The following is a 22,484-nucleotide window of genomic DNA, read 5'->3' as shown; positions in this document are numbered from 1 at the left end:
GGCGGTTCAGGGTGCTACCACCACTTTGCCCAGCACGGCGCGGTCGCGGATCAGCGCTAGTCCTGCCGCGGCCTGCGCGAGCGGCAGCACGCGATCGATCACCGGGTCGAGGCGTCCCGCGGCGACCAGTTCCAGCAGCGCTTTCAGGTCAGCCTCGTAGAAGCTGTTGGAGCCCTTGATGTTCAACTCGAAGCTCCACACATAGCGCAGGTCTTCCTTCGGGTCGTGACCCGCGGTGGCGCCGCAGACCAGCAGGGTGCCGCCTCGCTTGAGGCTCTTGACCGAAGGCAGCCAGGTATCGCCACCGGTGAAGTTCACCACCACGTCCACGCCGCCTTCGTGGGTGCGGCGCTGCGGCTTGCCGTACCTGGCGATCACCCATTTGGCAAAGTCGGTCTCGCGGTAGTTGATGACATGGTCGGCGCCCAGCTCCAGCAGGCGCTGCGCCTTCTCGTCGCTGCCAGCCGCGGCGATGACCTCGGCGCCCAGCAACTTGGCCAGCAACACCGTCGCTGTGCCGACGCCGCCGCTGGCGCCCAGCACCAGCACCTTGTCGCCGGCCTTCACGGTCCGGTGCGTGAACAGCATGCGATGGGCGGTGCCGTAGGCCACCGGCAAGGCGGCCGCCTGGGCAAACGTCACCGCATCCGGCAGGGCGATCAACTGCGCCGCGTCCACGCGGGCGTACTGGGCCATGCCGCCGTCCACCATCTCCCCCATCAGGCCGACGCCCGGCTTCAACGGGTTGACCAGGACGCGGTCGCCGGCCTTCCAGCCGGCCACGCCGTCGCCGACCTCGGTGATGGTGCCGGCGAGGTCGAGACCGATCACCACGGGCAGCGGGACCTTGATGCCCGGCATGCCCTGGACGGTGAAGACGTCGTGGTAATTGAACGACGATGCGCCTACCCGGATGACGACGTGGCCCGGGCCGGCCTGCGGCACAGCCTTGTCATGCACCAGTTGCAGTTGTTCCAGAGTGCCGTGTGCCTCCAGCACAAGGGCTTGCATTGTCTGACTCACGCGATGTTTCCTTTCTCTTGGTGTCGTGTGTTCTTGCGTTGTGTGTCTCGTCCGCGCTGCGCCGCGTCCGCCTACTTGAGCCCGTTGGCCAACTGGTAGGGCCTGGTGGCGAAGAGTTCGTCCGTGATGTCGCCCTTGACCAGCCCCGACTCGGTGAACACGGCATGCTGGCGCTTGAGCGTGGCGATGTCCGCCGGCTCGAACGCCACGCGATTCATCTCGTTCCACAGGCTGACATAGGTCCTGGCGTCGTCTTCCGGCAGGTTGGCTTTCTTCCGCAGGATCTGCACCACCTCTTCGCGGTGCGTGTTGCCCCACGCCAGCGTGTCGCGCAGGCTGGCGATGACGCGGGCGACCACCTCCGGCTGCTTCTCCACCAATTCGGCGCGCACCGCGCCAACGCCGATATAGGGCACCGCATCGGAGCGGGTCAGCTTTTTCCATTCCTCGGCGAAGCTGCTCAGCCGGCGCACCGGCAGTTCGTCGCCCAGCTGGGCCACGGTGACCGAGCGCAGCGCGGCGCCATCCACCTGCTTTTGCACCAGGAACTGGGCGAGGCGCGATTCGTTGCCGCCCACCAGCGAGAAATCCGAACTCTTGATCTGGTAGTTGCCGGCGAGTATGGCCCCCGCGATCACGGCCACCGAGGACCCCGCGGGCGACATGCCGATCTTCTTGCCCTTGAGCTCCGCGAGCGTGCGGATCGGCGAGTCCTTGGGCACCACGAACTGCACGTCCGCTGGCTGGGTCGCGGCGAAAATGCGAATCGGCACGCCCGAGGCGGCGGTGCCGAACACGCCGGCCACCGGCGCCCCGAAGGCCAGGTCGATCGAGCCGGAGGCCAGCGCGCGCAGCGGCGCGTTGACGTCCGGGAAATGCACGAACTCGGCGTTGATGCCGCGCTTGGCGAGGAAGTCCTTCGATTCCAGCACCGAGCCGTAGCCCAGGCTGACGCCGCTGGTCCAGTAGCCGATGCGCACGGTATCCGCGGCGCGAGCCGGGCCAGCCGTGATGGCGGACGCGGCGATCATTGAGGTGGCGGCCAGGGCCGCGGCGAAGAGCTTGCGCACGATGGTTATCCTTGTGGGACGGGAAATGGGGTCAGGGCGGGCGCCGGACGCGACGGAAACTTCCATCGGAACAGCCACCGCTCCAGGGGTTTGAGCGCGCCGCCTTCGAGCAGCAGCATCAGGGCGACGAGCAGGACGGTCCAGGCGAAGACCTGGTCGGTCTGCACCAGGTCGGCGGCCTGGCGCAGCCGGTAGCCGATGCCACTGGACGCGCCGATGGTCTCGGCCACCAGCGACACCCGCCAGCCGAAGCCGAAGGCCAGCCGGGCACCGGCGAAGAAGTGCGGCAGGATGGTCGGGCCGTAGATCTTCAGCAATATCCGGGCGCGCGACATCCGGAAGCTGCGCGCCAGGTCCACGTACTGCATGTCCACGGTCTGCGCGCCTTGCCAGACGTTGGTCAGGATCAGCGGCATGGCGGTCATGAAGACCACGAAGATCGTGGTTGCGTCGGAAATGCCGAACCAGATGATGGCGAAGATCGCCCAGATGGCGGAGGAAACGGTATTGAACAGCGTCAGCAGCGGATCGAAGAATCGGGCGAGCACGCGGCTGGCGCCCAGCGCGAGTCCCAGCAGCGTGCCGATGACGGTGGCGATGGCAAAACCCAGCATCACGCGCTGGCAAGTGGCCGCCACGTCCTGCGCGAAGGTATCGCTGTGCCATAGCGATACCAGCGCCAGGGCCACCTTTCCGGGGCCGGGCAGGACGAACGACGGCAGGCGCGCCGCGCCGATCCACCAGGCCAGCAGGATGACGCCGGCAAGCAGCAGGCGCTGGGCCAACAGGGTCGCGAATCTCCTGGGCATCGTAGTCTTTCTCCTTCAGGGCCTGGACCGCAGTACGCGGATCTGCTCGGCAACCGCGGGGGAGGTCGGCACGCGCGGCCGGGCCAGGCGGTCCAGCGCAATCACGTCGATCACGCGCCCCGGCCACGCCGCGAGCCGCACCACCCGGTCGGCCAGGACGACGGCTTCCTCCATGTCGTGGGTCACGAACACGACCGTCATGCCGCTGCCTGCCTGGATGCGCAGGAGTTCGTCATGCATCTGCGAGCGCGTTTGCGGATCGAGCTTGGAGAAGGGCTCGTCCATCAACAGCACCGACGGCTCCGCCGCCAGGCTGCGGGCCAGGGCCACCCGGCTGCGCATGCCGCCCGACAGTTCGTGCGGCCATGCGCCGGCATGCGATTCGAGGCCGACCAGGCGCAGCATCTCGCGGGCGCGCGCATGGCGCGCGGCGCGGGACAGATTCGTGCCTTCCAGGCCGAAGGCGACGTTGTCGCGCACGCTTCGCCACGGCAGCAGGCGGTCTTCCTGGAACATGTAGGCGATACGGCGCCAGTCGGCGATCTGCGCGGCCGGCACGCCACCGACCGTGAAGCGCCCCGCGTCCGGCGCGAGCAGGCCCGACAGGATGTTGAGGAGCGTGCTCTTGCCGCAGCCCGAAGGACCGACCAGCGCCAGCACTTCCCCGGTGCGCACGGTGAGGTCGATGCTCTCCAGCACGGTGACGGCGCCGAAGCGCTTGGCGACGCCCGCGGTTTCGAGGGCCGGTGCCGGGCCGGCACGCAGCAGGGCATCGGGCAATGTTTCGGGCACGGCGATCATTTGCCATCCCTCACCGCCAGCAGAGGCAGGTAGGTGCCCGCCTGCGACAGGCTGGCGTAGACCTTCTCCAGCGTTTGCGCGCGGAACGTCTCGATATGGCGGCGCGCAATCGTCTCCGCGGCCTTTTCGTCGTGGTCCTCGAAGGCCTTGATCATGGCGTTGTGGTCATGCTTGATTTCAGGCTTGACGCGCTGCACGTTGAACCCGAGCGCAACCAGCCGGGACATTTCATCCATCAGTCCGGACAGCGTGCGCAGCAGCCGCTCGTTGCCCGTCGCCGTGGCGATGGCGAGATGAAACTGCTTGTTGGCGTCCATGAAGACATCGATGCGGTCCGGCAGCGGCCCCACGTGCTCCACCCGGCAGGCCGCCTCCAGGCGGTGCAGCAGGCGGGTGTCGACGCGGCGGGTCGCCAGCCGGGCGGCCATCGGCTCCAGTTGCACGCGCAGCGCGAAGACCTCCTCCACATCCTTCACCGTGATCGGTGCGATCTGGTAGCCCTTGCGCGGGCGGGATCGCACCAGGCGCTCGTGGGCCAGGCGCGTCAATGCGATCCGGCAACTGTTCTTGCCGAACCCATAGGCGGCCATCAGCTCCGCTTCGGTCACCGTGGCGCCCGGCATCAGGCGGCACGACAAGATATCGCGCCGGATGCTGGTGTACGCGGCCAGGCCCTGGCTGCCCGCATCGGTGTCGTCCCGCGACGCGGGCATGGCGACGCGAGCGGGCCTCGCTGGCAGATCAGTCATTCCGGTCATTGCGGTCATTGGCGTGCAGCTCCCTGACTTGTGAGCGGCTTACAGATTGGCACTGCGGCGCCCACGGTGAGCAGCAAAGCTTAGTTCCGCCGACAGGGGCGGCCAACGAAGTTTTTGTCAAAAGCACATCTGTTCGCCGCGTGGTCTGGGCCGCCCACCGCGCATTGGCCGCGCGCCGGCTGGGCGGCTCAGCTAGGCAGGTCAGCTGGGCGGCCCAAGTGCCGCGCCGGCTTGATAAACATAGAGAAAATGGTCAGTTCGCCAGAACGGCCGGGGCTCGTAGCATTCGAAATTCTGTCCGCCGTCCCGGAGCCGCCGTGTCGCATCGTCCTGTGTTCTTTTCCCCATTGGCGTGGAGCGCGCAATGAGCAAGATTCCCGCTCCCGTGCTCGATCATGTCGTCATCAACGTCAAGGAGCAGCTCGACGACGCGCTGGCCATCTATCGCAAGCTCGGCTTTGCGCCGACCGAGCGTGGGCACCATTCGCTCGGCAGCAGCAATCATCTCGCCATCTTTGGCGAGAACTACCTCGAACTGCTTGGCTACGAGACCGGCAAGACGATCCAGCGTCCAGAGGTAGTCGAAGCGCCGCTGGGTCTCACGGGTCTCGTGTTCAAGACCACCGACTCGCTGGGACTGTATGACGCGATCCGCGCCGGAGGCCTCGCGGTCGAGCCGCCGGCCGAGTTCGGCCGGCCAGTCAACCTTCCCGATGCGGTGCGGGAAGCGCGCTTTCGCACCGTGCGCCTTGGCGTGGAACTCGTGCGCAACGGCCGTACCTTCTTCTGCCACCACTTCACCCCTGAACTGGTCTGGCGCGATGAATGGCGCGCGCATCCCAACGGGGTCACCGACATCGTCGGTTTCGTGATTGCCTCGGCGTCGCCGGAGCAGACCGTCGCGCTCTACGAAACGCTGTTCGACCGCAAGGCGGTATCGGCTGCCGAAGCCGGTGGCCGCGTCTTCCAGGCGGGCCGGGCGCGCGTGGAGTTCGTGACGCCGGCGCAGGCCGAGCGGCGCTTCGGCCCGGTCGCCACGACCGACGACGGCAGCGAACGCAATGTGGCGCTGATCCTGCAGACCAGTTCGCTCGCGCGGCTGCGCGCCACGCTGGCGGAGAATGGCGTGCCGTCGGCCACGCTTGCCGATGGCTCCGTGCGCGTGCTGGCCGGGGACGCGTTCGGCGTCGCCCTGCAGTTCGTGGAAGAGGCCGCGCGATGAGCACGGAGCTCGATTACTGGCACTATTTCGCCACCGGCTACGTGGCGGCTCGCGAACGCTTCCGCGAGGCGGCGTCTCGTGCGGAGGCCGAGCAGACCACCCATGCGCACCCGACCGCCAGAGGCCCCGGCGGCGAGGTGTTGAGCATCGACGTGGCCCGCATAGGGGCGGCGAGCGCGCCTCGCCAGCTATTGGCGATCAGCGGCACGCACGGTCTTGAAGGCGCCGCCGGGTCGGCGGTGCAGGTGGCCTGGCTGGCGACGGCGGCGCGGCAGCTGCCGGCCGGTGTCGCGGTGACGCTGATCCACGGGCTGAACCCATACGGCTTTGCCCACGCGACCCGGACCACGGAGAACAACGTGGACCTGAACCGCAACTTCGTCGACCACGATGCGCCCTATCCCGGCAATGCCGACTATGCCGAGCTGCACGAGCGGCTGATTCCGGGGCAATGGGACCGCGATGCTCTCGCCGACGCCGTCCTTGCCACCGAGGCATTCCGGGACAGGCACGGCGCCGACGCGCTGTTCAACGTGCTGGCAAGCGGCCAGTACACCCATCCCGAGGGCCTGGTGTATGGCGGCAGCGGGCGGGAATGGTCCAACCGCGTGCTGCAGCAGATCGTCGATGCCCAGCTGGCGCAGGCGGAACGCGTTGGTTTCATCGACTGGCACACGGGCATCGGCGACTATGCCGAACCGTTCTTCCTCTGCTTCAACGAGGAAGGCAGTGCCTTGCAGCGGGAAGCCGCGCGCTGGTGGGGCGGGGACCGGATCTTGCGCCAACGGCCCCATGGCCTCGCGCGTCCGAACTACCAGGGACTCGTCTTCAACGGCGTCGAGCGCTTCCTGGGTGGGCGGCCGATGGTAGGCGCGGTGGTGGAGTTCGGCACGCGCGGACCGAATACGTCGCTGTCCACGCGGCTGGATCAGTGGTTGCGCTTCAAGGCGCCGCTCGCGCCCGATGCGCAGCGCGACGCGCTGTTGCGCGACGACCTGCGCGACGCGTTCGTGCCGTACTCCGCAGTGTGGCGCCGCAGCGTCGTCCGCCACGGCCTGCAGATCACGGCGCAGGCGCTGGACGGGCTCGCCGGCTGGCAATAGGCCGATCGCCAGGCGGCAGGGCGGCGAGCCCGGTTTCCCTCTTTCCTTCTCATCCCCATCCTATGAAAGCCATCGTACTGCGCGAGCATGGCGGCAACGACAAGCTGCGGCTCGAAACCGAATTCCCCGACCCGGTTGCAGGCCCCGGCGAAGTGGTGCTGCGCGTCGGGGCGTCCTCGCTCAACTATCACGACGTGTTTACTCGCCGCGGCATGCCCGGCATCAATCTGCCATTTCCCGTCATCATCGGCCTGGACGTGGCGGGCGAGATCGCATCGGTCGGGCCCGGCGTGACGGACTGGCAACCGGGAGATCGCGTGCTGGTCGATCCCATCGACCGGGTAAACGGCGGGCTGGTCGGCGAAACCATCCACGGCGGGCTGGCGGAGCTATGCCGCGTGCCGGAGCACCAGTTGATCCGCCTGCCGGAAGGCGTGAGCTACGACGAAGCCGCGGCGCTGCCGGTGGCCTACGGCACGGCGCTGCGCATGATGAATCGCGTGGGGCAGGTGGCCCCGGGCGAACGGGTGCTGATCCTCGGCGCCAGCGGCGGCGTGGGGGTCTGCGCCGTGCAGCTTGCCAAGCTCGCGGGAGCGGAGGTCATTGCCTGCGCCGGTTCGGCGGAGAAAGCCGAACGCCTGCGCGAACTCGGCGCCGACCACGTCATCCTCTATACGGAGGAGGACTTCCTCACCGCGATCCAGCAGAAGTTCGGCAAGCCAGCCCGCCGCCGCGGCGCCGCCAACCGGGGCGGCGTGGACGTGGTGGTGAACTTCACCGGCGGCGATACCTGGGTCAGGTCGCTGCGCGCCTTGCGCCTCGGCGGGCGCCTGCTGACGTGCGGCGCGACGGCCGGCTTCGATCCCAAGGAAGACATCCGCTATATCTGGACCTTCGAGCTGCAGATCCGCGGCTCCAACGGCTGGGAGCGCGAAGACCTGCACGAACTGCTCGACCTCGTCCAGCGCAAGCGCCTGCGCGTCCTGATCGACCGCAAATGGCCGCTCGCAGCGGGTGCCCAGGCGCTCGCCTCGCTGGAGAACCGCCAGGTGACAGGCAAGGTCCTGGTGGGCGCATGAGCACGCTTCTCACGCAAGCGCAGATCCAGCGCGCCTTTGACGATTCGCCGTTCATCGCCTCGCTGGGGATGACGGTGACCCGCGTCGACCATGCGGCGCAGACGCTCACGGTGAGCGTGCCTTTCCAGCCCGGGTTCGAGCGCGGCGCCGGCACCGGCCAATGGCATGGCGGACCGCTCGCCGCGATCATCGATACGGTGGGCGACTTCGCCGTCGGCATGCTCGCCGGCCGCGGCCTGCCCACCATCAACTTTCGCGTCGACTACCTGCGTCCGGCAATCCAGACCGATCTGGTCGCGGTGGCCACCGTCCGGCGTCATGGCCGCAGCGTCGGCGTGGCCGACGTCGAGCTGCTCAACGGGGAGGGCGTCCTTCTCGCGATCGGACGCGCCAGCTATTCAACATTGCCGGCCGCCCGGTAGCGGCACCGCAACGCATGCATGATTCGGAGTGTTCCATGAGCAAGATCACGGGCCTGTCCCGACGTTCGTTTCTTACCAATACGGCCGGCACGATGCTGGTCGGACTGGGCATGCCCACGGCCGCATGGGCCGCGGCGGCGCAGGCCCGGCGCGGCGGCACCCTGGTGGCCAGTTGGGGCGGCCTGGAGCCGCAAGCCCTGTTCGTGCCGGGCGGCGGCGGGTCGAGCCCGTTCCAGACCTCCACCAAGATTCTCGAGCGCCTGCTCAAGATCGACAGCCAATTGTCGTTCCAGCCGGTGCTGGCGACCGAGGTAAATGCCTCGGCCGACTTCAAGACCTACACCATCAAACTGCGCCAGGGCGTGAGCTGGCACGACGGCAAGCCGTTCACTTCGGCCGACGTGGTGTACAACGTGCAGGAACACTGGAAGCCGATTTCGGCCGGCATCGCCCTGAAGGCGCTGCAAACGGTGGAGGCACCCGATGCCTACACCGTGAAGCTGATCTTCAGCAAGCCGGTGCCCGAGTTCTTCCTCAAGTCCGTGCTGGCCGGCCAGTACCAGCTGGTGGTGCCCAGGCACCTGTACGCGGGACGCGACCTCATCACCAATCCGCTCAACAACGCGCCGGTGGGTACCGGGCCCTGGAAGTACGGGCAATGGGTGCGCGGCAGCCATGTCGAGTACAAGCGCAACGAACAGTACTGGAACCGTGGCGAGCCCTACCTGGACAAGCTGATCGTGCGCTGGTGGGGCGACCCCGCGTCGCGCGCGGCGGCGTTGGAAACGGGCGAGCTCGGCCTTGCCTACTCGAATCCGGTGCCCGCGCGCGACGTCGCGCGGCTGCTCAAGACCGGCAAGGTCGTCGCCGATACCAAGGGCTACGAGAACTCGGCATGGACGGTCACCGCCGAGTTCAACCAGCGCCGCGAGATCGTCAAGCGCCGTGAAGTGCGGCAGGCGATCCTGCACGCCATCGACCGCAAGTTCATCGTCGACACAATCTACTTCGGCCGCGGCAAACCGGCGGTGTCTCCGATCTTCCGCAGCAACCCGATCTTTTTCACCGACGATGTGCCGAAGTATCCGTTCGATCCGAAGAAGGCGGAGGCGCTGCTCGACGCCGCCGGACTGCCTCGCAAGAACGGCAGCCGTTTCACGATCAATCTGCTGGCGGCGGCATGGTTCGAGGAAAACGCCAAGCTTGGCCAATACCTGAAGCAGGCCCTGGAAGACGTCGGCATTGCCGTTCGCCTGGACTCCGTCGACCGCGCCACGGCACTGAAGCGGATATACGGCGACTACGACTACGATATCGCCGTGTCGAATTTCACCGCGCCGCTGGAACTGGTGCCGGTCGTCACGCAGTTCTTCACCAGCGACGGCATCGTCAAGGGCGCCGCCTTCCGCAACGCCACCGGCTACTCGAACCCGGCCATGGATGCGCTGGTCGAAAAGCTCAGCATCGAAACCAATCCGGAACTGCGCAAGAAGCTCGCGCACGAGTTCGCGCGGCTGGCGTCGACCGATGTGCCGATCGTGCCGCTGGTCGAGATCGAGTCGTTCACGCTGGCGGGTACGAAGGTGCGCGATTTCTCCACCGGCGCCAATGTCCAGGGCGAATCCCTGAACGACGTGTGGCTGGCGCAATGAAGGTGGGGCGAACATGGTAGCGCGTCTGCTGTTGCGCCGCCTGCTGCAGGCCGTGCCGCTGGTGCTCGGCGTGGTGGTGCTCAATTTTGTCCTGATTCAGCTGGTGCCCGGCAGCTTCCTGGACGTGATGACCGCCGAGCAGCAGGTCACGGACCCCGCCCTGATCGAACGGCTGCGCGTCACCTACGGCATGGACAAGCCGGTGTGGCAGCAACTGCTGCACTATATCGGCGCCGTCGCGCACCTGGACCTCGGCTACTCGTACCGCCACAATCTCCCGGTGTTCGACGTGATCGCGGCGCACCTGCCCGCCACGCTGATTCTGATGCTCAGCAGCATCGCGATTGCGGTGCTGGTGGGCGTGACGGCGGGCATCGTCGCGGCGGTCAAGGTCAATACGTGGTGGGACACGCTGGTCTCGGTCGCCGCGGTGGTGTGCTTCGCCGCGCCCAGCTTCTGGTTCGGCATCATGCTGATCGTGCTGTTCTCGGTGAGGCTCGGCTGGTTTCCGGTGGGCGGCATGACGACGATCGGCGCCGACCTCGGCCCGCTCGGCACCGCGCTGGACATCCTGCGCCACCTGGTGCTGCCCGCCGTCACGCTGGGTCTTTTCTACGCCGCCACCTATGCGCGGGTGATGCGCGCGTCGATGCTGGAAGTGCATCGCAACGACTTCGTGCGCACGGCCTACGCGAAGGGCCTGACGCGCGCCCGCGTGATCGTCGGGCACATGGTGGGCAACGCCATCCTGCCGGTGGTGACCTTGCTTGGCCTGCAGATCGGCGCGTTGCTCGGCGGCAGCATCGTCGTCGAAGCGGTGTTCAGCTGGCCCGGGATCGGCGGCGTGCTGTTCGACGGCGTCATGAGCCGGAATTATCCGGTGGTGCTGGGCATGCTGTTGCTGTGTTCCGTGTTCGTGGTGGTCGCCAACGTCGTTGTCGACATCCTCTACACGCGGCTCGACCCACGCATGGCGAAGGAGATCCGATGACGGCCGCCGGTTCCCCGCTGGCGCCGGCGGACACCGGCCGCATTGCCGGCAGCGGCGCATGGCGCCAGTTCGCGCGCAATCGCGGCGCGATGCTGGGCGCGATCATCCTTCTCGCCATCGTGGCGGCGGCGCTGTGCGCGGGCCTGTGGTACCCGGCCAAGCCGCTGCGCATCGTGGGGGCGCCCGAACTATGGCCGTTCGAATCGCGGCTGTTCCCGCTTGGCACCGACTCGCTTGGCCGCGACATGGCAGCCATGCTCGTGCATGGCGCCCGCGCCACGCTGCTGGTAGCCGTCGCCGCCAGCCTGGCGGCGACCGTGCTCGGGGTGTTGGTGGGCGCCGCGGCAGCCTGGTTCGGCGGCTGGATCGACGAGATACTGATGCGCGTCACCGAGCTGTTCCAGATCATCCCCAATGTGGTTTTCGTGCTGACGGTGGTGTCGATACTCGGGCCCCATATCGAGAACACGACCATTGCCGTGGCGCTGGTGTCCTGGCCGGGAATCGCGCGCCTGACGCGTGGCCAGTTCCTGTCCTTCAAGGGCCGCGAGTTCGTGCAGGCGTGCCGCACGAACGGCCTCGGGCCTTGGCGCATCGCCTTCGGCGAGATCCTGCCCAATGCTCTGCCGCCCGTGCTGGTGATGGGCTCGCTGGTCGTCGCGGGCGCGATCCTCTACGAGTCGGTGGTGTCCTTCCTCGGCCTGGGCGATCCCAATGTCGCCAGCTGGGGGCGCCTCATCGGCGAGGGCCGCACCTTGATCCGCACCTCCTGGTACATCTGCGCGGTGCCGGGCCTCGCCATCATGCTGGCGGTACTCGCGCTGAACCTCATCGGCGACGGTCTCAACGACGCGCTCAATCCGGCGTTCCGCCGGCGCTAACCTCATTCTTCCACATCCCATGACACGGCAATGGACCAATCTCGGCGACCTGATCGACCGCTCTCTCGATCTGACCTCGGCCGCTATCGTCGACCTGCGCGACGCCGCGCACCCCCGATCGTATTCGCATGAGGAGGTCGACCGGCTGGCGAACGGCGTCGCCGCGGCGCTGCGCGCGCGCGGTTTCCCTCCCGGCGCGCATGTCGCCATTGCGTCGCTGAACCGCGCCGAATACCTGATTGCCTACTTCGGCATCATGCGCGCCGGTCTGGTGGCCGTGCCGGTCAATATCAAGCAGTCGGCGGAGGTGCTCGACTTCGTGCTCGACGACGCCGACGTGGTCCTGGCCTTTGTCGACCGGCAGCGTCATGACAGCCTCGCGGCACGCGTGCCGGTAATCGACTTCGACGACGGCGGCCCGAGCGGCTTCGCCGCCGTGGTCCGGCCCGCGGACCTTGCCGCGGTGGTGCCGGATGCCGGGGCCGTCGCCCAGATGCTGTACACCTCCGGTTCGACCGGACGCCCCAAGGGCGTGCCGCTGACGCACGCAGGCCAGCTGTGGGCGCTGGGCGCGACCTATGCCAAGCCGGCCGGCCCGGAGGCGGAGCGCTATCTGCTCGCGCAGCCGCTGTTTCACATGAACGGCCTGTTCATGGCCAAGCGCGCGTTCTCGACCAACAGCCTGCTGGTCATCCTGCCGTCGTTCGACGTCGAGACTTACATCGATGCGCTCGAGCGCCATCGCATTTCCGTGCTGACCGCGGTGCCGACGATGTTCGCGCGCCTGATAAAGGATCCGGGCCGGCTGGCGGGGCGCGATTTCTCGGCGCTCAAGCGCGTGATGCTCGGCTCGGCGCCGATGAGCGCGGGCCTGCTCGCGCGCATCGAGGCGGCGTTTCCGCAAGCGCGTATCACCCACGGCTACGGCACGACGGAGGCGGGCCCGAGCATCTTCGGCCCGCATCCGGACGGGCTGCCCACGCCGCCGCTGGCGCTCGGCTATCCGCTGTCGCTGGATGCCGTGCGGCTGGTCGACGGGCCGGACGACGACCACGGCGTGCTCGTCATGCGCAATCCCGCCGTCATGCATGGCTATCACCGGCTGCCGGAGAAATCCGCCAGCGTGCTCGCGGATGGCTGGTATTACAGCGGCGACGTGATGCGGCGCGACGAGAATGGCTTTTTCCATTTCGTCGGGCGGGCGGACGACATGTTCGTCTGTGCCGGCGAGAACATCTATCCGGTCGAGGTCGAGAAACTGCTCGAATCGCACCCCGCGGTGCGGCAGGCCAGCGTGGTGCCGCTGCCCGACGAGGAGCGGGCAGCGGTGCCGGTTGCCTTCGTGGTGCTTCAGCCCGGCAGCGATCTCACCGTGGCGGCCCTCAAGCAGCACGCATTGAGGCACGGCCCGGCTTACCAGCATCCGCGGCGCATCGAGTTCCTGGCCGAACTGCCCTGGGCCGGCACCAACAAGGTGGATCGGCATGCGTTGCTGGCGCGCGCCGGCGCCCTGGAGGCAACGCAGGGCTGGAGTGCGGATGCCGCCATCGCGGGAGGTGTCGCACGATGAGCCATGTCGCTGCCGCATCGCAGGACCTGCATCGCAAGGTCGCATTGGTGACAGGTGCGAGCCGGGGGATAGGGCGCGCCATTGCACTGGCGCTGGGGCATCGCGGCGCCACCGTCGCCGTGCACTACCATCGCGCCCTCGCGCAGGCCGAGGACGTGGTCGCCCGCATCGAGGAAGCCGGTGGACAGGCCTTTGCATTGCAGGCGGACCTCGGCGACGCCGATGCCGCGGCTGGGCTGGTCGCCGCGCTGCGGCAGACGCTTCGCCAACGCACGGGCGAGGCATCGTTCGACATTCTGGTCAACAACGCGGGGGTGGGGCTGCGCGCCAGGATCGGGGAGGTGACCGCCGCGGACTACGACCGCGTCATGCAGGTCAACCTCAAGACGCCGTTCTTCCTGATCCAGCAAGCCTTGCCGTGGTTGCGCGACGGCGGGCGCATCATCAACATTTCCTCGATCGGGACCCGCGCCGCCTACCCCGAGATGAGCGTCTACGCGCCGGCCAAGGCCGGGCTCGAAGCGCTCACGCTGCTGCTCGCCAGCGAGCTTGGCGCGCGCGGCATCACCGTGAATGCCGTCCTGCCCGGCGCGACCGCCACCGACCTGAACAAGCGGGCGAGCGATCCGGTTGCGAGCGAGGCGATCGCCAGGACCGTGGCCCTCGGACGCGTCGGGCAACCGCAGGACATCGCCGATATCGTGGCGTTCCTCGCCAGCGCGGAAGGCCGCTGGGTGACGGGGCAGAAGATCGATGCCAGCGGCGGGCAACGTCTTTGAACAGCGAGGCGGATCCGATTCCCATGACTAGGCTTCTTGACGTCCAGGACCTGACGATCGCATTGCCGCCGGGCGCCGATCGCGCCCACGCGCTTCGCAATGTGTCTTTTTCGCTTGATGCGGGCGAGATCCTTTGCATGGTGGGCGAGAGTGGTTCCGGAAAATCGATGAGCGCCAGCGCGTTGCTCGGCCTGCTGCCGGATGGCGTGCGCGCGGCGTCGGGGCGCGCGCTCTGGGAGGGCGGCCAGGACCTGATCGCGCTGCCGGAATCGGAAATGCGACGTTGGCGCGGCAGGCGCATCGGCATGATCTTCCAGGAGCCCATGACCGCGCTGAATCCGCTCAGGAGCATCGGCGACCAGATTGCCGAAGTGTTCCGCACCCACACCAGCTTGTCCGGCAGCGTGATCCGGCGCAAGGTCTGGGAGTTGCTGGACGCCGTGCAGATTCCATTGCCGGCCGCGGCGGCGAAGCGGCTGCCGCATGAATTGTCCGGGGGCCAGCGCCAGCGGGCGATGATCGCCATGGCGCTGGCGCTGGAGCCGGCTTTGCTGATCGCCGACGAACCCACCACCGCGCTCGACGTCACCACGCAGGCGCAGATCCTGAGCCTGATCCGGGAACTGCAGCGGCGCAAGGGCACGGCCGTGCTGTTCATTACGCACGACTTCGGGGTCGTGGCCGAGATCGCGGATCGGGTCGCCGTCATGCGGCATGGTGAAATCGTCGAATCGGGATCGGCCCGCGAGGTGCTCGACAGACCTCGGCATCCCTATACGCGTTCGCTGATCGCGGCGGTGCCTGTGCTCTCTCTCCCCGTTCAGGAGGCATCACCGTCGGATCCGCCCGCACAGGGCAGGTCTGCGGTGCTGTCGATGCGGGGACTCACGAAAACCTACCGTTCGCGCAACTGGTTGCGCCACGCCCAAGGCGCCACGACAGCCCTGCGGGATGTGTCGCTGGATCTTGCTGCGGGCGAGACGTTGGGCATCGTGGGCGAGAGCGGATCGGGAAAATCCACGCTGGCACGCACGATCATGCGGCTGGTGGCGCCCGATGCCGGCGAGGCCCTGTACGGCGGCGTCAACCTGGCCGGACGCCTGGATGGCCCTCGCGCGAGGAAGCTGGCCCTGCATCTGCAGATGGTGTTCCAGGATCCTTTTGGCTCGCTGAATCCACGCCGGCGGGTCGGCGACATCGTCACGCAGGGTCCCATCGCCCAGGGGGTTCCCCGCGACGAGGCCTATCGCCGCGCCCGGGAGCTGTTCTTGCTGGTGGGCCTGGATCCGGATGCGATCATTCGCTTTCCTCACGAATTTTCCGGCGGGCAGCGCCAGCGGATCGGGCTGGCCCGGGCGCTGGCGCTGGACCCGAAGGTGCTGGTTGCGGACGAACCCGTATCGGCACTGGATGTCTCGGTCCAGGCGCAGGTGCTGAAATTGCTCGGCCGCCTGAAAGCCGAGCTTGGCTTGTCGATGATTTTCATCACGCACGATCTGCGCGTAGCCGCGCAATTGTGCGACCACGTTGCCGTGATGAAGGACGGCATCGTGGTGGAGTATGGCACGCGGAATCGCATTTTCCACGCGCCTTCCCATGCATACACGCGCATGTTGATCGCATCGGTGCCAGGAGCGCATTGGGATCCTGCGGCCTCGGTCATGCGTTCCGATCCACCATCTCCGGCGCCGGAGCGCCATGCCACGGCGGCGAGGCCGGCATCCCGGCAGGCATAGCGCGAATGTCGGATGCCCTGCTATGCACCGCTTCAGGCCGGCAAGGGCAAGCAGGCGCGGGGTTGTCGTATTTGGCCAGCTGTCTCGATACGTCGGCGCCTCGATACGTACTGCCGCCGCTATCTGGCACGGGGCGATCTGGCGATGTTTCCTCGCGTGGCGCTGGAATTCACCAGCTGCGCCGGAATAGGATCTGCCGTGGTCAGCTCGGGGCAGTCCTCAGACCTCAGCCACAGTATCATGGCTATCACGACGAGTGATCAGGCCGTGTCTTGACGATCAGCTTTGGCCTTGCCGGATAAATCGATTGGGGGCGATCTTGACGGGGTTAATTTTTCTGAGCGTTATTGTAGCTTGGGTCGTCGCAAGTGCGATGATATCTTTTTCGAAGCGGGTCGATGAGCTGACGAATCATTTTTTTAAATATCGCTGGGAGCGCATGCTGTCCAAGTGGTCGGTTTTTATTTTTCTGGTATTGATTCCGATTGCCGATGAATTGATCGGCGCGGTGCAGTTCGACTATTTATGCGGCCGTTACGCAATAGTCACTCCACGTGAAGGTTTGAGACCAGACCGAAGTTACGTGGCAATCTACAGTCCGGCGGAATCGATTTCCCGGGCGATCGTGCCAATGCACCTCTTGCGCTATGTGGCGGCGGATTCCGTAGACAGGGCGCCGCTTTTTGAGGCAAACAGGATTGATGCGGAGGGTGGATGGTTGATCCGCTTAATCGGAATATCGGAGACAAACGGCCCTTTGTTGTTCAATGGGAGCTGCGATAGCAATGAGGAACGAATTCGGTTTTCCTCGAAGCACAACCTGAAGTACATCAGAACGGAATAGTCGAATGACATCAATCTCCGAACTGTACAGATGGGTACGGCTTGCCGATGCGATGTTGTCTATGCCATCAAGGGAAAACAGTACGATCAGGAATCAATGATCTCGGCTCGCGGATGACGAAGTTCGGAGCAATAAATTTCGCGAACGAATTTCAGTATATTGCTGGCATCGAAACCGACGATACGCTTGGCGTGGACTTCGATGCATCAATATGGGCGAACGGTATCGGAAACACTGGACAAGCACGGCAAGCCCCCCGCCTACAACCTCTGCGCCGCCGCCAGCCCGATGATCTTCTCCCAGCGCAGCGCTTCCTTGCGGCTTGCCATCGGTATGTCCCAGCGGGCTTGCGCATTGTGCTCCAGCGCCAGGCCCAGCATCCACGTGCCGCCGTTGTCCGCTGCCGTGGCGCCGGCGATGTCCGCGAACAGGAATTTCGCCTGCTGGCCGCCGAGGTCGAGGTAGCCGCGCTTGTTGTCGGCTTCGATGCGCAGGCTGCCCCACGATCCGGCCACGGCCACGATGCGTTCGCCGTCGACTTTCCTGCCGTGGATGGCGCGGTAGCGGCGCAGCAGGCCGGCGGCCAGCGCGGCCAGCAGCGCCGCGCCGGCGGCGACGGCCGCGGCGCCGGCGAGCGGGCCGGACAGGGCGGCCACGGTGGCGTAGAGGCGGACCGCGCCGTAGATGAGGGCGCCGATCAGGGCGAGGCCGGCGAGGATGAATGGCACGTCGTTAGTCCTTCTGGAGCGGCGGGGGTGGAAGCCGGGACGTCGATTATGCCGCCGCCGCTTGGCGCGCGCAGCGCGCTAGCGCTCGCACAATGACGCCACGAAGTCGATGAAGGCCCGCACCTTGGCCGGCAGGTGGTGCCGCGACGGGTAGAGCGCGTACAGCGGGAAGCGCTCGTCGGGCCAGTCGGCCAGCACCGGCACGAGCCGGCCTTCGGCCAGCAGGCTTTCGGCGCCGAGCTGGAGGATCTGCGCGATGCCGTGCCCGGCCATGCACACGCTGTGCATGGTGCCGACGTCGTTGACGGTCAGCCGGCCTTTGGCCTGGATCAGGATGCGCTCGTCGCCGCGATGGAATTCCCACTGGAAGGGCCGGCCGGTCTCGGGGTCGCGGAAGTGGATGCACGCATGGGCGCCGCTTTCGAGGTCGGCCGGCGTGGCGGGCGCGCCGTGCCGCTTGAGGTAGGACGGCGCCGCCACGGTCAGCACGGGGATGTCGAGCAGCTTGCGCGCCACCAGCGTGGAGGCGCGCGGAAAGCCGAAGCGGAAGGCGAGGTCGAAGCCGTCGCCGATCATGTCGCCGAGGTTGTCGCGCGTGACCAGGTCGAGCGTGAGGTCGGGATGGCCTTCGACGAACGCGCCCAGGCGCGGGGCGATCACCAGCCGCGAGAAGAGCGGGTCGATGTTGACGCGCAGCCGGCCGCGCACGGCGCTCACGCCCTTTGCCGCGGAGGCGGTGGTTTCTTCGAGCTGCGCCAGCAGCGGCAGCATTTCCTCGTAGAAGCGGCGGCCGTCGTCGGTCAGGGTGACGGAGCGCGTGGTGCGGTCGAACAGGCGGATGCCGAGTCGCGCCTCGAGCCGCGCGATGGCGCGGCTGACGCCGGACTGCGTCATGTCCAGCGTCTCGGAGGCGCGCGCGAAGCCGCCGTTGTCGACCACCGCCAGCAGCACGCCGATGCCGTCCAGGATGCGCTCGTCGAAGCTCATCGATGCTCCGCAGTCATCAATCAAGTGACGGTCATGTTATCGCGAAATCCCGCGCCGCCGACCACAATCCAGTCACCGCGGCAGGCGCCGCAACCGACCGGAGATGACGATGTTTGCTGTGACTGGGATTACCGGACAAGTGGGTGGCGTGCTGGCGCGCGCGCTGTTGTCCGCGGGCAGGGACGTGCGCGCGGTGGTGCGTTCGGAGCACAAGGGTGCCGAGTGGGCCGCGCAGGGCTGCGAGGTGGCGCTGGCGGACATGGGCGACGCGCAGGCGCTGCGGCGCGCGTTCAGCGGCGCCGAGGGCGTGTTCGTGCTGCTGCCGCCGGTGTTCGATCCGTCGCCGGACTTGTCGGAGTCGCGCCGCGTGGTGGCGGCGCTGCGCGAAGCGCTGCTGGCCGCGCGCCCGCCGCGCGTGGTGTGCCTGTCGACCATCGGCGCGCAGGCGAGCGAGCCCAACCTGCTGCAGCAGCTTTCCCACATGGAGCGCGAGCTGGGCACGCTGCCGGTGCCGGTGGCGCTCCTGCGCGCGGGCTGGTTCATGGAGAACGCGCAGTGGGACATCGAGCCGGCGCGCGCGGGCGGCGTGATGGCCAGCTTCCTGCAGCCGCTGGACCGGCCGGTGCCGATGGTGGCGACCGCCGACGTCGGCCGCGTCGCGGCGGAACTGCTGCGGCAGACCTGGGAGGGCACGCGCGTGGTGGAGCTGGAAGGCCCGCGTCGCGTCACGCCGCTGGAGCAGGCCGCCGCGCTGGCGGCGGTGCTGGGCCGCGAGGTGCGGGCGCAGGTGGTGCCGCGCGACACCTGGGAAGCCCTGTTCCGCGCGCAAGGCATGAACAATCCCCTGCCACGCATGCAGATGCTCGACGGCTTCAACGCCGGCTGGATCCGCTTCGAAGCCGCCGAGGCGGATACGCGCAAGGGCACGGTGCCGTTGCAGACGGTGCTCGCGTCGCTGGTGGAGCGCGCGCAATAAGCGTGCGGCAAGAGCGCGACGGGGCACGGATGGCGGCGCCCGCGTGCCGCCATCCGGCGCTTCAGCGCGCGCGGCACGGCTTCGATCGCCTGTGCCGCGCGCGGTACCGCGCCCGCGCCGGGCTGCCTGGCCCGCTGACACGCGCCTGAAATCCGCCTTGCCTAGACTGCCTGATACGCCACACCCGCACTACCCATCCGAGGGGCTCTGGTGCTACAATCTAAGTCTTTGATTTACATGAGCTATTGATCTCGCGGGAGAATTCCCCCGCGAAAGGCACTGGCAGCGCGGCAAGCGGCGGCGATGATGTCGTCTGGCCGGGCCCCGAATCCATGCGCAGATCTACCCCGCTCGGTTCAAGACGCGTGTCCGTTGGCGCCGGGTTCGCCTATTGCAAGACACGGAAACCATGACGACTACGACCACCGAGACCGCCGGCCAGACCACCTCAGCCGACCAGACCACCCCAGAGATCACCTTCGACAGCTTCGGGCTCGACGCGCGCATCCTGCGCGCGCTGACCGAGCAGGGCTATACCAAGCCCACGCCGATCCAGGCGCAGGCGATTCCCGTGGTGCTGCTGGGCAAGGACGTGATGGGCGCGGCCCAGACCGGCACCGGCAAGACCGCCGGCTTCGCGCTGCCGATCATCCAGCGCCTGCTGCCGCTGTCGAGCGCCAGCGCGTCGCCGGCGCGCCACCCGGTGCGCGCGCTGATGCTGACGCCCACGCGCGAGCTGGCCGACCAGGTCTACGACAACGTGGCCCGCTACGCCAAGCACACCGACCTGCGCAGCACGGTGGTGTTCGGCGGCGTCGACATGAACCCGCAGACCGAGGCTCTGCGCCGCGGCGTGGAAATCCTGGTGGCCACCCCGGGCCGCCTGCTCGACCACGTGCAGCAGAAGTCGGTGAACCTGTCGCAGGTGCAGATGCTGGTGCTCGACGAGGCCGACCGCATGCTCGACATGGGCTTCCTGCCCGACCTGCAGCGCATCATCAACCTGCTGCCGGCGCAGCGCCAGACGCTGTTGTTCTCGGCCACCTTCTCCGCCGAGATCAAGCGCCTGGCGTCGAGCTACCTGCGCCAGCCGGTCACCATCGAAGTGGCGCGCAGCAACTCGGCCAACGAGAACGTGCGCCAGTCCGTGTTCCAGGTCGAGGACGGCTACAAGCAGGCCGCCGTGGTGCACCTGCTGAAGAAGCGCGCCGGCGAAGGCCTGTCGCGCCAGTGCATCGTCTTCGTCAACAGCAAGATCGGCTGCTCGCGGCTGGCCCGCCACCTGGAGCGCGAAGGCATCAACGCCGCCGCCATCCACGGCGACAAGACCCAGACCGAGCGCATGCAGACGCTCGAAGGCTTCAAGCAGGGCACCATCGACGCGCTGGTCGCCACCGACGTGGCGGCGCGCGGCCTGGACATCCCCGACATGCCGTGCGTGATCAACTTCGACCTGCCGTTCAGCGCCGAGGACTACGTGCACCGCATCGGCCGCACCGGCCGCGCCGGCGCCAGCGGCGACGCGCTGTCGATCTACGTGCCCAGCGACGAGCGCCTGCTGGTGGACATCGAGAAGCTGCTCAAGCGCAGCATCCCGCGCGGCACGCTCGACGGTTTCGATCCCACCGGCTCCCGTGCCCGCGCCGACGAAGGCGAGCGCCGCCGCGGCCGTCCCGATGGGCGTGCCGATGGCCGCACCGACAGCCGCACCGACGCGCGTGCCGATGGGCGCGCCGACGTGCGCCGCCCCCGCAACGGCGACGACGGGGAGCCGCGTCCGCGCCGGCACGACCCGGCCAGCTCGCGCAATGCGTTCCGTCCGTCCGACGACCCGTTCTTCTCGCGGCCCTACGAGCCGAGTGGCGGCGCCGCCGCGCAGCCCGAGGCGGTGGACAATAATGCCGCCGCGTTCGGCCGCGGCCGTCCCGCGCCGAAGCGCCCGCTCGCGGCCCTGCTGGGCGGCGTGCCGCGCAAGTCCTGATCCGCCGGGGCGCGCCGCGCCCACGCGAGCCGCATCTGGCCTGACACAGCCGGTCTGACACAGCCGGCGAGCGGATCCAGCGAGCACATCCAGCAAGCACATCCAGCGAGGCCCGCGCGCAGCGGGCCGCCGGCCAGTCTCAGTCGTTCCGGCGCAGCCGTCCGAGCAGCGCCTGCCATCCGGCCGTCGCCTCGGCCAGCCAGCTTTCCACCGCATCCGCTCCGCTCGCCAGGCCCAGGTGCGCGCCCGCCGCGCGCAGCGCGTCCAGCGGCGCCATCGCGTCGACGGGCTCGGCGCCGCTTTGCTTGCTGAGCTTTTCCCCGTCGGCGTTGGTCACCACTGGCACGTGCAGGTATGACGGCGTGGGCAGCCCGAGCAGATGCTGCAGGTGGATCTGGCGCGGCGTGGAGTCGAGCAGGTCCGCGCCGCGCACGACGTGCGTGATGCCCTGCTGCCCGTCGTCCACCACCACGGCAAGCTGATAGGCCCACAGGCCGTCGGCGCGGCGCAGCACGAAATCGCCGACCTCGGTGGCGAGGTCCTGGCATTGCCGTCCCTGCCAGCGGTCGTCGAAGCAGATCACGGCGGCGTCGCCGTCGGGCACCCGCACGCGCCACGCGCGCGGCGGCTTGCCGTGCAGGCCGTCGCGGCAGGTGCCGGGATAACCGAGCGTCTGGTGGCGCTCGCGCGCGTGCAGCAGCGAGTCGGCGATCTCCTTGCGCGAGCAGCCGCACGGGTAGGTGTGGTGGCCGGCGTCGAGCCGGCGCAGCGCCTCGGCATACAGCATCTCGCGGCGGCTCTGCCACTGCGGCGGCTCGTCGGCATGCAGGCCGAGGCGCGCCAGCGTGTCCAGGATCTGCCGGTCGGCGCCGCGCACGCAGCGCGGGTAGTCGATGTCTTCGATGCGCACCAGCCAGCGGCCGCGGTGCGCGCGCGCGTCGAGCCAGCTGGCCAGCGCCGTGACCAGCGAACCCATGTGCAGCGGGCCGGTGGGCGAGGGCGCAAAGCGGCCGCGGTAGCCGGGTGCCGGGTCCGGAGCTTGGAACGTCATCGGGGTGCGGGCGGAAGGGCG

21 protein-coding genes are annotated in these 22,484 nt (G+C 67.9%); 13 read left to right on the top strand and 8 right to left on the bottom strand.

What is annotated here, in order from left to right:
* Nucleotides 1-6: 6 nt before the first annotated feature.
* From K206_RS0102710 to K206_RS0102690, 5 genes are all read right to left on the bottom strand, one after another.
* Nucleotides 7-1,011, bottom strand: a complete 1,005-nt coding sequence (locus K206_RS0102710) for a zinc-binding dehydrogenase (RefSeq protein ID WP_155887923.1) — start codon at nt 1,009-1,011, stop codon at nt 7-9.
* A gap of 83 nt (nt 1,012-1,094) precedes the next feature.
* Nucleotides 1,095-2,093, bottom strand: coding sequence for an ABC transporter substrate-binding protein (locus K206_RS0102705; protein ID WP_020200867.1), 999 nt, complete (start codon nt 2,091-2,093; stop codon nt 1,095-1,097).
* Nucleotides 2,094-2,098: 5 nt separating this feature from the next.
* The gene (locus tag K206_RS0102700) at nt 2,099-2,902 is read right to left on the bottom strand and encodes an ABC transporter permease (protein WP_029043160.1); all 804 of its coding nucleotides are present in this window, start codon (nt 2,900-2,902) and stop codon (nt 2,099-2,101) included.
* A gap of 15 nt (nt 2,903-2,917) precedes the next feature.
* Nucleotides 2,918-3,703: an ABC transporter ATP-binding protein gene (locus tag K206_RS0102695; RefSeq protein ID WP_020200865.1), complete on the bottom strand. Its 786-nt coding sequence runs from the start codon at nt 3,701-3,703 to the stop codon at nt 2,918-2,920.
* Complete coding sequence (locus K206_RS0102690) at nt 3,700-4,470, bottom strand: GntR family transcriptional regulator (protein ID WP_231401526.1); 771 nt, start codon at nt 4,468-4,470, stop codon at nt 3,700-3,702. Before K206_RS0102690 ends, K206_RS0102695 begins: the two co-directional genes overlap by 4 nt.
* A gap of 355 nt (nt 4,471-4,825) precedes the next feature.
* Between K206_RS0102690 and K206_RS0102685 the strand changes: the two genes are divergently transcribed.
* The 11 genes from K206_RS0102685 (at nt 4,826) to K206_RS42585 (ending at nt 16,740) form a co-directional block, all read left to right on the top strand.
* Nucleotides 4,826-5,683 (top strand): VOC family protein, encoded by an 858-nt coding sequence (locus tag K206_RS0102685; RefSeq protein ID WP_020200863.1) that lies wholly within the window; start codon nt 4,826-4,828, stop codon nt 5,681-5,683.
* Nucleotides 5,680-6,786 (top strand): M14 family metallopeptidase, encoded by a 1,107-nt coding sequence (locus K206_RS0102680; protein WP_020200862.1) that lies wholly within the window; start codon nt 5,680-5,682, stop codon nt 6,784-6,786. Before K206_RS0102685 ends, K206_RS0102680 begins: the two co-directional genes overlap by 4 nt.
* 62 nt (nt 6,787-6,848) lie before the next feature.
* Nucleotides 6,849-7,865, top strand: a complete 1,017-nt coding sequence (locus K206_RS0102675; RefSeq protein WP_020200861.1) for a zinc-binding dehydrogenase — start codon at nt 6,849-6,851, stop codon at nt 7,863-7,865.
* The gene (locus tag K206_RS0102670) at nt 7,862-8,287 is read left to right on the top strand and encodes a PaaI family thioesterase (protein WP_020200860.1); all 426 of its coding nucleotides are present in this window, start codon (nt 7,862-7,864) and stop codon (nt 8,285-8,287) included. The genes K206_RS0102675 and K206_RS0102670 overlap by 4 nt, the downstream gene beginning before the upstream one ends.
* Nucleotides 8,288-8,322: 35 nt before the next feature.
* A complete protein-coding gene (locus K206_RS0102665; RefSeq protein WP_020200859.1) occupies nt 8,323-9,939 on the top strand; it encodes an ABC transporter substrate-binding protein in 1,617 nt (538 codons plus the stop codon).
* Between the two features lie 13 nt (nt 9,940-9,952).
* A complete protein-coding gene (locus tag K206_RS0102660) occupies nt 9,953-10,930 on the top strand; it encodes an ABC transporter permease (protein WP_020200858.1) in 978 nt (325 codons plus the stop codon).
* Nucleotides 10,927-11,811: an ABC transporter permease gene (locus tag K206_RS0102655; protein ID WP_020200857.1), complete on the top strand. Its 885-nt coding sequence runs from the start codon at nt 10,927-10,929 to the stop codon at nt 11,809-11,811. Before K206_RS0102660 ends, K206_RS0102655 begins: the two co-directional genes overlap by 4 nt.
* Before the next feature lie 19 nt (nt 11,812-11,830).
* The gene (locus K206_RS0102650) at nt 11,831-13,381 is read left to right on the top strand and encodes a class I adenylate-forming enzyme family protein (RefSeq protein WP_020200856.1); all 1,551 of its coding nucleotides are present in this window, start codon (nt 11,831-11,833) and stop codon (nt 13,379-13,381) included.
* The gene (locus K206_RS0102645) at nt 13,378-14,160 is read left to right on the top strand and encodes an SDR family oxidoreductase (protein ID WP_029043158.1); all 783 of its coding nucleotides are present in this window, start codon (nt 13,378-13,380) and stop codon (nt 14,158-14,160) included. The genes K206_RS0102650 and K206_RS0102645 overlap by 4 nt, the downstream gene beginning before the upstream one ends.
* A gap of 23 nt (nt 14,161-14,183) precedes the next feature.
* On the top strand, nt 14,184-15,896 hold the full coding sequence (locus K206_RS0102640) for an ABC transporter ATP-binding protein (RefSeq protein WP_020423637.1): 1,713 nt from the start codon (nt 14,184-14,186) through the stop codon (nt 15,894-15,896).
* Between the two features lie 307 nt (nt 15,897-16,203).
* Nucleotides 16,204-16,740, top strand: a complete 537-nt coding sequence (locus tag K206_RS42585) for a hypothetical protein (protein WP_155887922.1) — start codon at nt 16,204-16,206, stop codon at nt 16,738-16,740.
* 260 nt (nt 16,741-17,000) lie between these two features.
* Here K206_RS42585 and K206_RS0102635 read toward each other — a convergent pair whose 3' ends face one another.
* Nucleotides 17,001-17,468, bottom strand: a complete 468-nt coding sequence (locus K206_RS0102635; RefSeq protein WP_020200853.1) for a hypothetical protein — start codon at nt 17,466-17,468, stop codon at nt 17,001-17,003.
* 78 nt (nt 17,469-17,546) lie between these two features.
* Nucleotides 17,547-18,455: a LysR family transcriptional regulator gene (locus K206_RS0102630; protein ID WP_020200852.1), complete on the bottom strand. Its 909-nt coding sequence runs from the start codon at nt 18,453-18,455 to the stop codon at nt 17,547-17,549.
* 109 nt (nt 18,456-18,564) lie between these two features.
* Here K206_RS0102630 and K206_RS0102625 point away from each other — a divergent pair, with 109 nt between their 5' ends.
* Both K206_RS0102625 and K206_RS0102620 read left to right on the top strand, forming a co-directional pair.
* The gene (locus K206_RS0102625; RefSeq protein WP_029043157.1) at nt 18,565-19,431 is read left to right on the top strand and encodes an NmrA family NAD(P)-binding protein; all 867 of its coding nucleotides are present in this window, start codon (nt 18,565-18,567) and stop codon (nt 19,429-19,431) included.
* 409 nt (nt 19,432-19,840) lie between these two features.
* A complete protein-coding gene (locus tag K206_RS0102620; protein ID WP_020200850.1) occupies nt 19,841-21,412 on the top strand; it encodes a DEAD/DEAH box helicase in 1,572 nt (523 codons plus the stop codon).
* A 139-nt stretch (nt 21,413-21,551) separates the two neighbouring features.
* On the opposite strand, the gene gluQRS is transcribed toward K206_RS0102620, so the two are convergent.
* Complete coding sequence (gluQRS, locus tag K206_RS0102615) at nt 21,552-22,463, bottom strand: tRNA glutamyl-Q(34) synthetase GluQRS (RefSeq protein ID WP_020200849.1); 912 nt, start codon at nt 22,461-22,463, stop codon at nt 21,552-21,554.
* Between the last annotated feature and the right edge of the window lie 21 nt (nt 22,464-22,484).

Origin of the sequence: Cupriavidus sp. WS, from assembly GCF_000395345.1 — a bacterium.
GTDB classification, from domain to species: domain Bacteria; phylum Pseudomonadota; class Gammaproteobacteria; order Burkholderiales; family Burkholderiaceae; genus Cupriavidus; species Cupriavidus basilensis_B.
Note: the sequence above shows the minus strand (reverse complement) of the source record. Positions and strands in the feature narration are given on the sequence as shown.

Bases quoted from the DNA above. Each gene is read 5' to 3' on its own strand.
- gluQRS (WP_020200849.1), bottom strand. From the start codon at position 22,463: ATGACGTTCCAAGCTCCGGACCCGGCACCCGGCTACCGCGGCCGCTTT.
- K206_RS0102645 (WP_029043158.1), top strand. From the start codon at position 13,378: ATGAGCCATGTCGCTGCCGCATCGCAGGACCTGCATCGCAAGGTCGCA.
- K206_RS0102625 (WP_029043157.1), top strand. From the start codon at position 18,565: ATGTTTGCTGTGACTGGGATTACCGGACAAGTGGGTGGCGTGCTGGCG.
- K206_RS0102640 (WP_020423637.1), top strand. From the start codon at position 14,184: ATGACTAGGCTTCTTGACGTCCAGGACCTGACGATCGCATTGCCGCCG.
- K206_RS0102690 (WP_231401526.1), bottom strand. From the start codon at position 4,470: ATGACCGCAATGACCGGAATGACTGATCTGCCAGCGAGGCCCGCTCGC.
- K206_RS0102700 (WP_029043160.1), bottom strand. From the start codon at position 2,902: ATGCCCAGGAGATTCGCGACCCTGTTGGCCCAGCGCCTGCTGCTTGCC.
- K206_RS0102630 (WP_020200852.1), bottom strand. From the start codon at position 18,455: ATGAGCTTCGACGAGCGCATCCTGGACGGCATCGGCGTGCTGCTGGCG.
- K206_RS0102650 (WP_020200856.1), top strand. From the start codon at position 11,831: ATGACACGGCAATGGACCAATCTCGGCGACCTGATCGACCGCTCTCTC.
- K206_RS0102665 (WP_020200859.1), top strand. From the start codon at position 8,323: ATGAGCAAGATCACGGGCCTGTCCCGACGTTCGTTTCTTACCAATACG.
- K206_RS0102695 (WP_020200865.1), bottom strand. From the start codon at position 3,703: ATGATCGCCGTGCCCGAAACATTGCCCGATGCCCTGCTGCGTGCCGGC.
- K206_RS0102680 (WP_020200862.1), top strand. From the start codon at position 5,680: ATGAGCACGGAGCTCGATTACTGGCACTATTTCGCCACCGGCTACGTG.
- K206_RS0102675 (WP_020200861.1), top strand. From the start codon at position 6,849: ATGAAAGCCATCGTACTGCGCGAGCATGGCGGCAACGACAAGCTGCGG.
- K206_RS0102710 (WP_155887923.1), bottom strand. From the start codon at position 1,011: ATGCAAGCCCTTGTGCTGGAGGCACACGGCACTCTGGAACAACTGCAA.
- K206_RS0102670 (WP_020200860.1), top strand. From the start codon at position 7,862: ATGAGCACGCTTCTCACGCAAGCGCAGATCCAGCGCGCCTTTGACGAT.
- K206_RS0102655 (WP_020200857.1), top strand. From the start codon at position 10,927: ATGACGGCCGCCGGTTCCCCGCTGGCGCCGGCGGACACCGGCCGCATT.
- K206_RS0102620 (WP_020200850.1), top strand. From the start codon at position 19,841: ATGACGACTACGACCACCGAGACCGCCGGCCAGACCACCTCAGCCGAC.
- K206_RS0102660 (WP_020200858.1), top strand. From the start codon at position 9,953: ATGGTAGCGCGTCTGCTGTTGCGCCGCCTGCTGCAGGCCGTGCCGCTG.
- K206_RS0102685 (WP_020200863.1), top strand. From the start codon at position 4,826: ATGAGCAAGATTCCCGCTCCCGTGCTCGATCATGTCGTCATCAACGTC.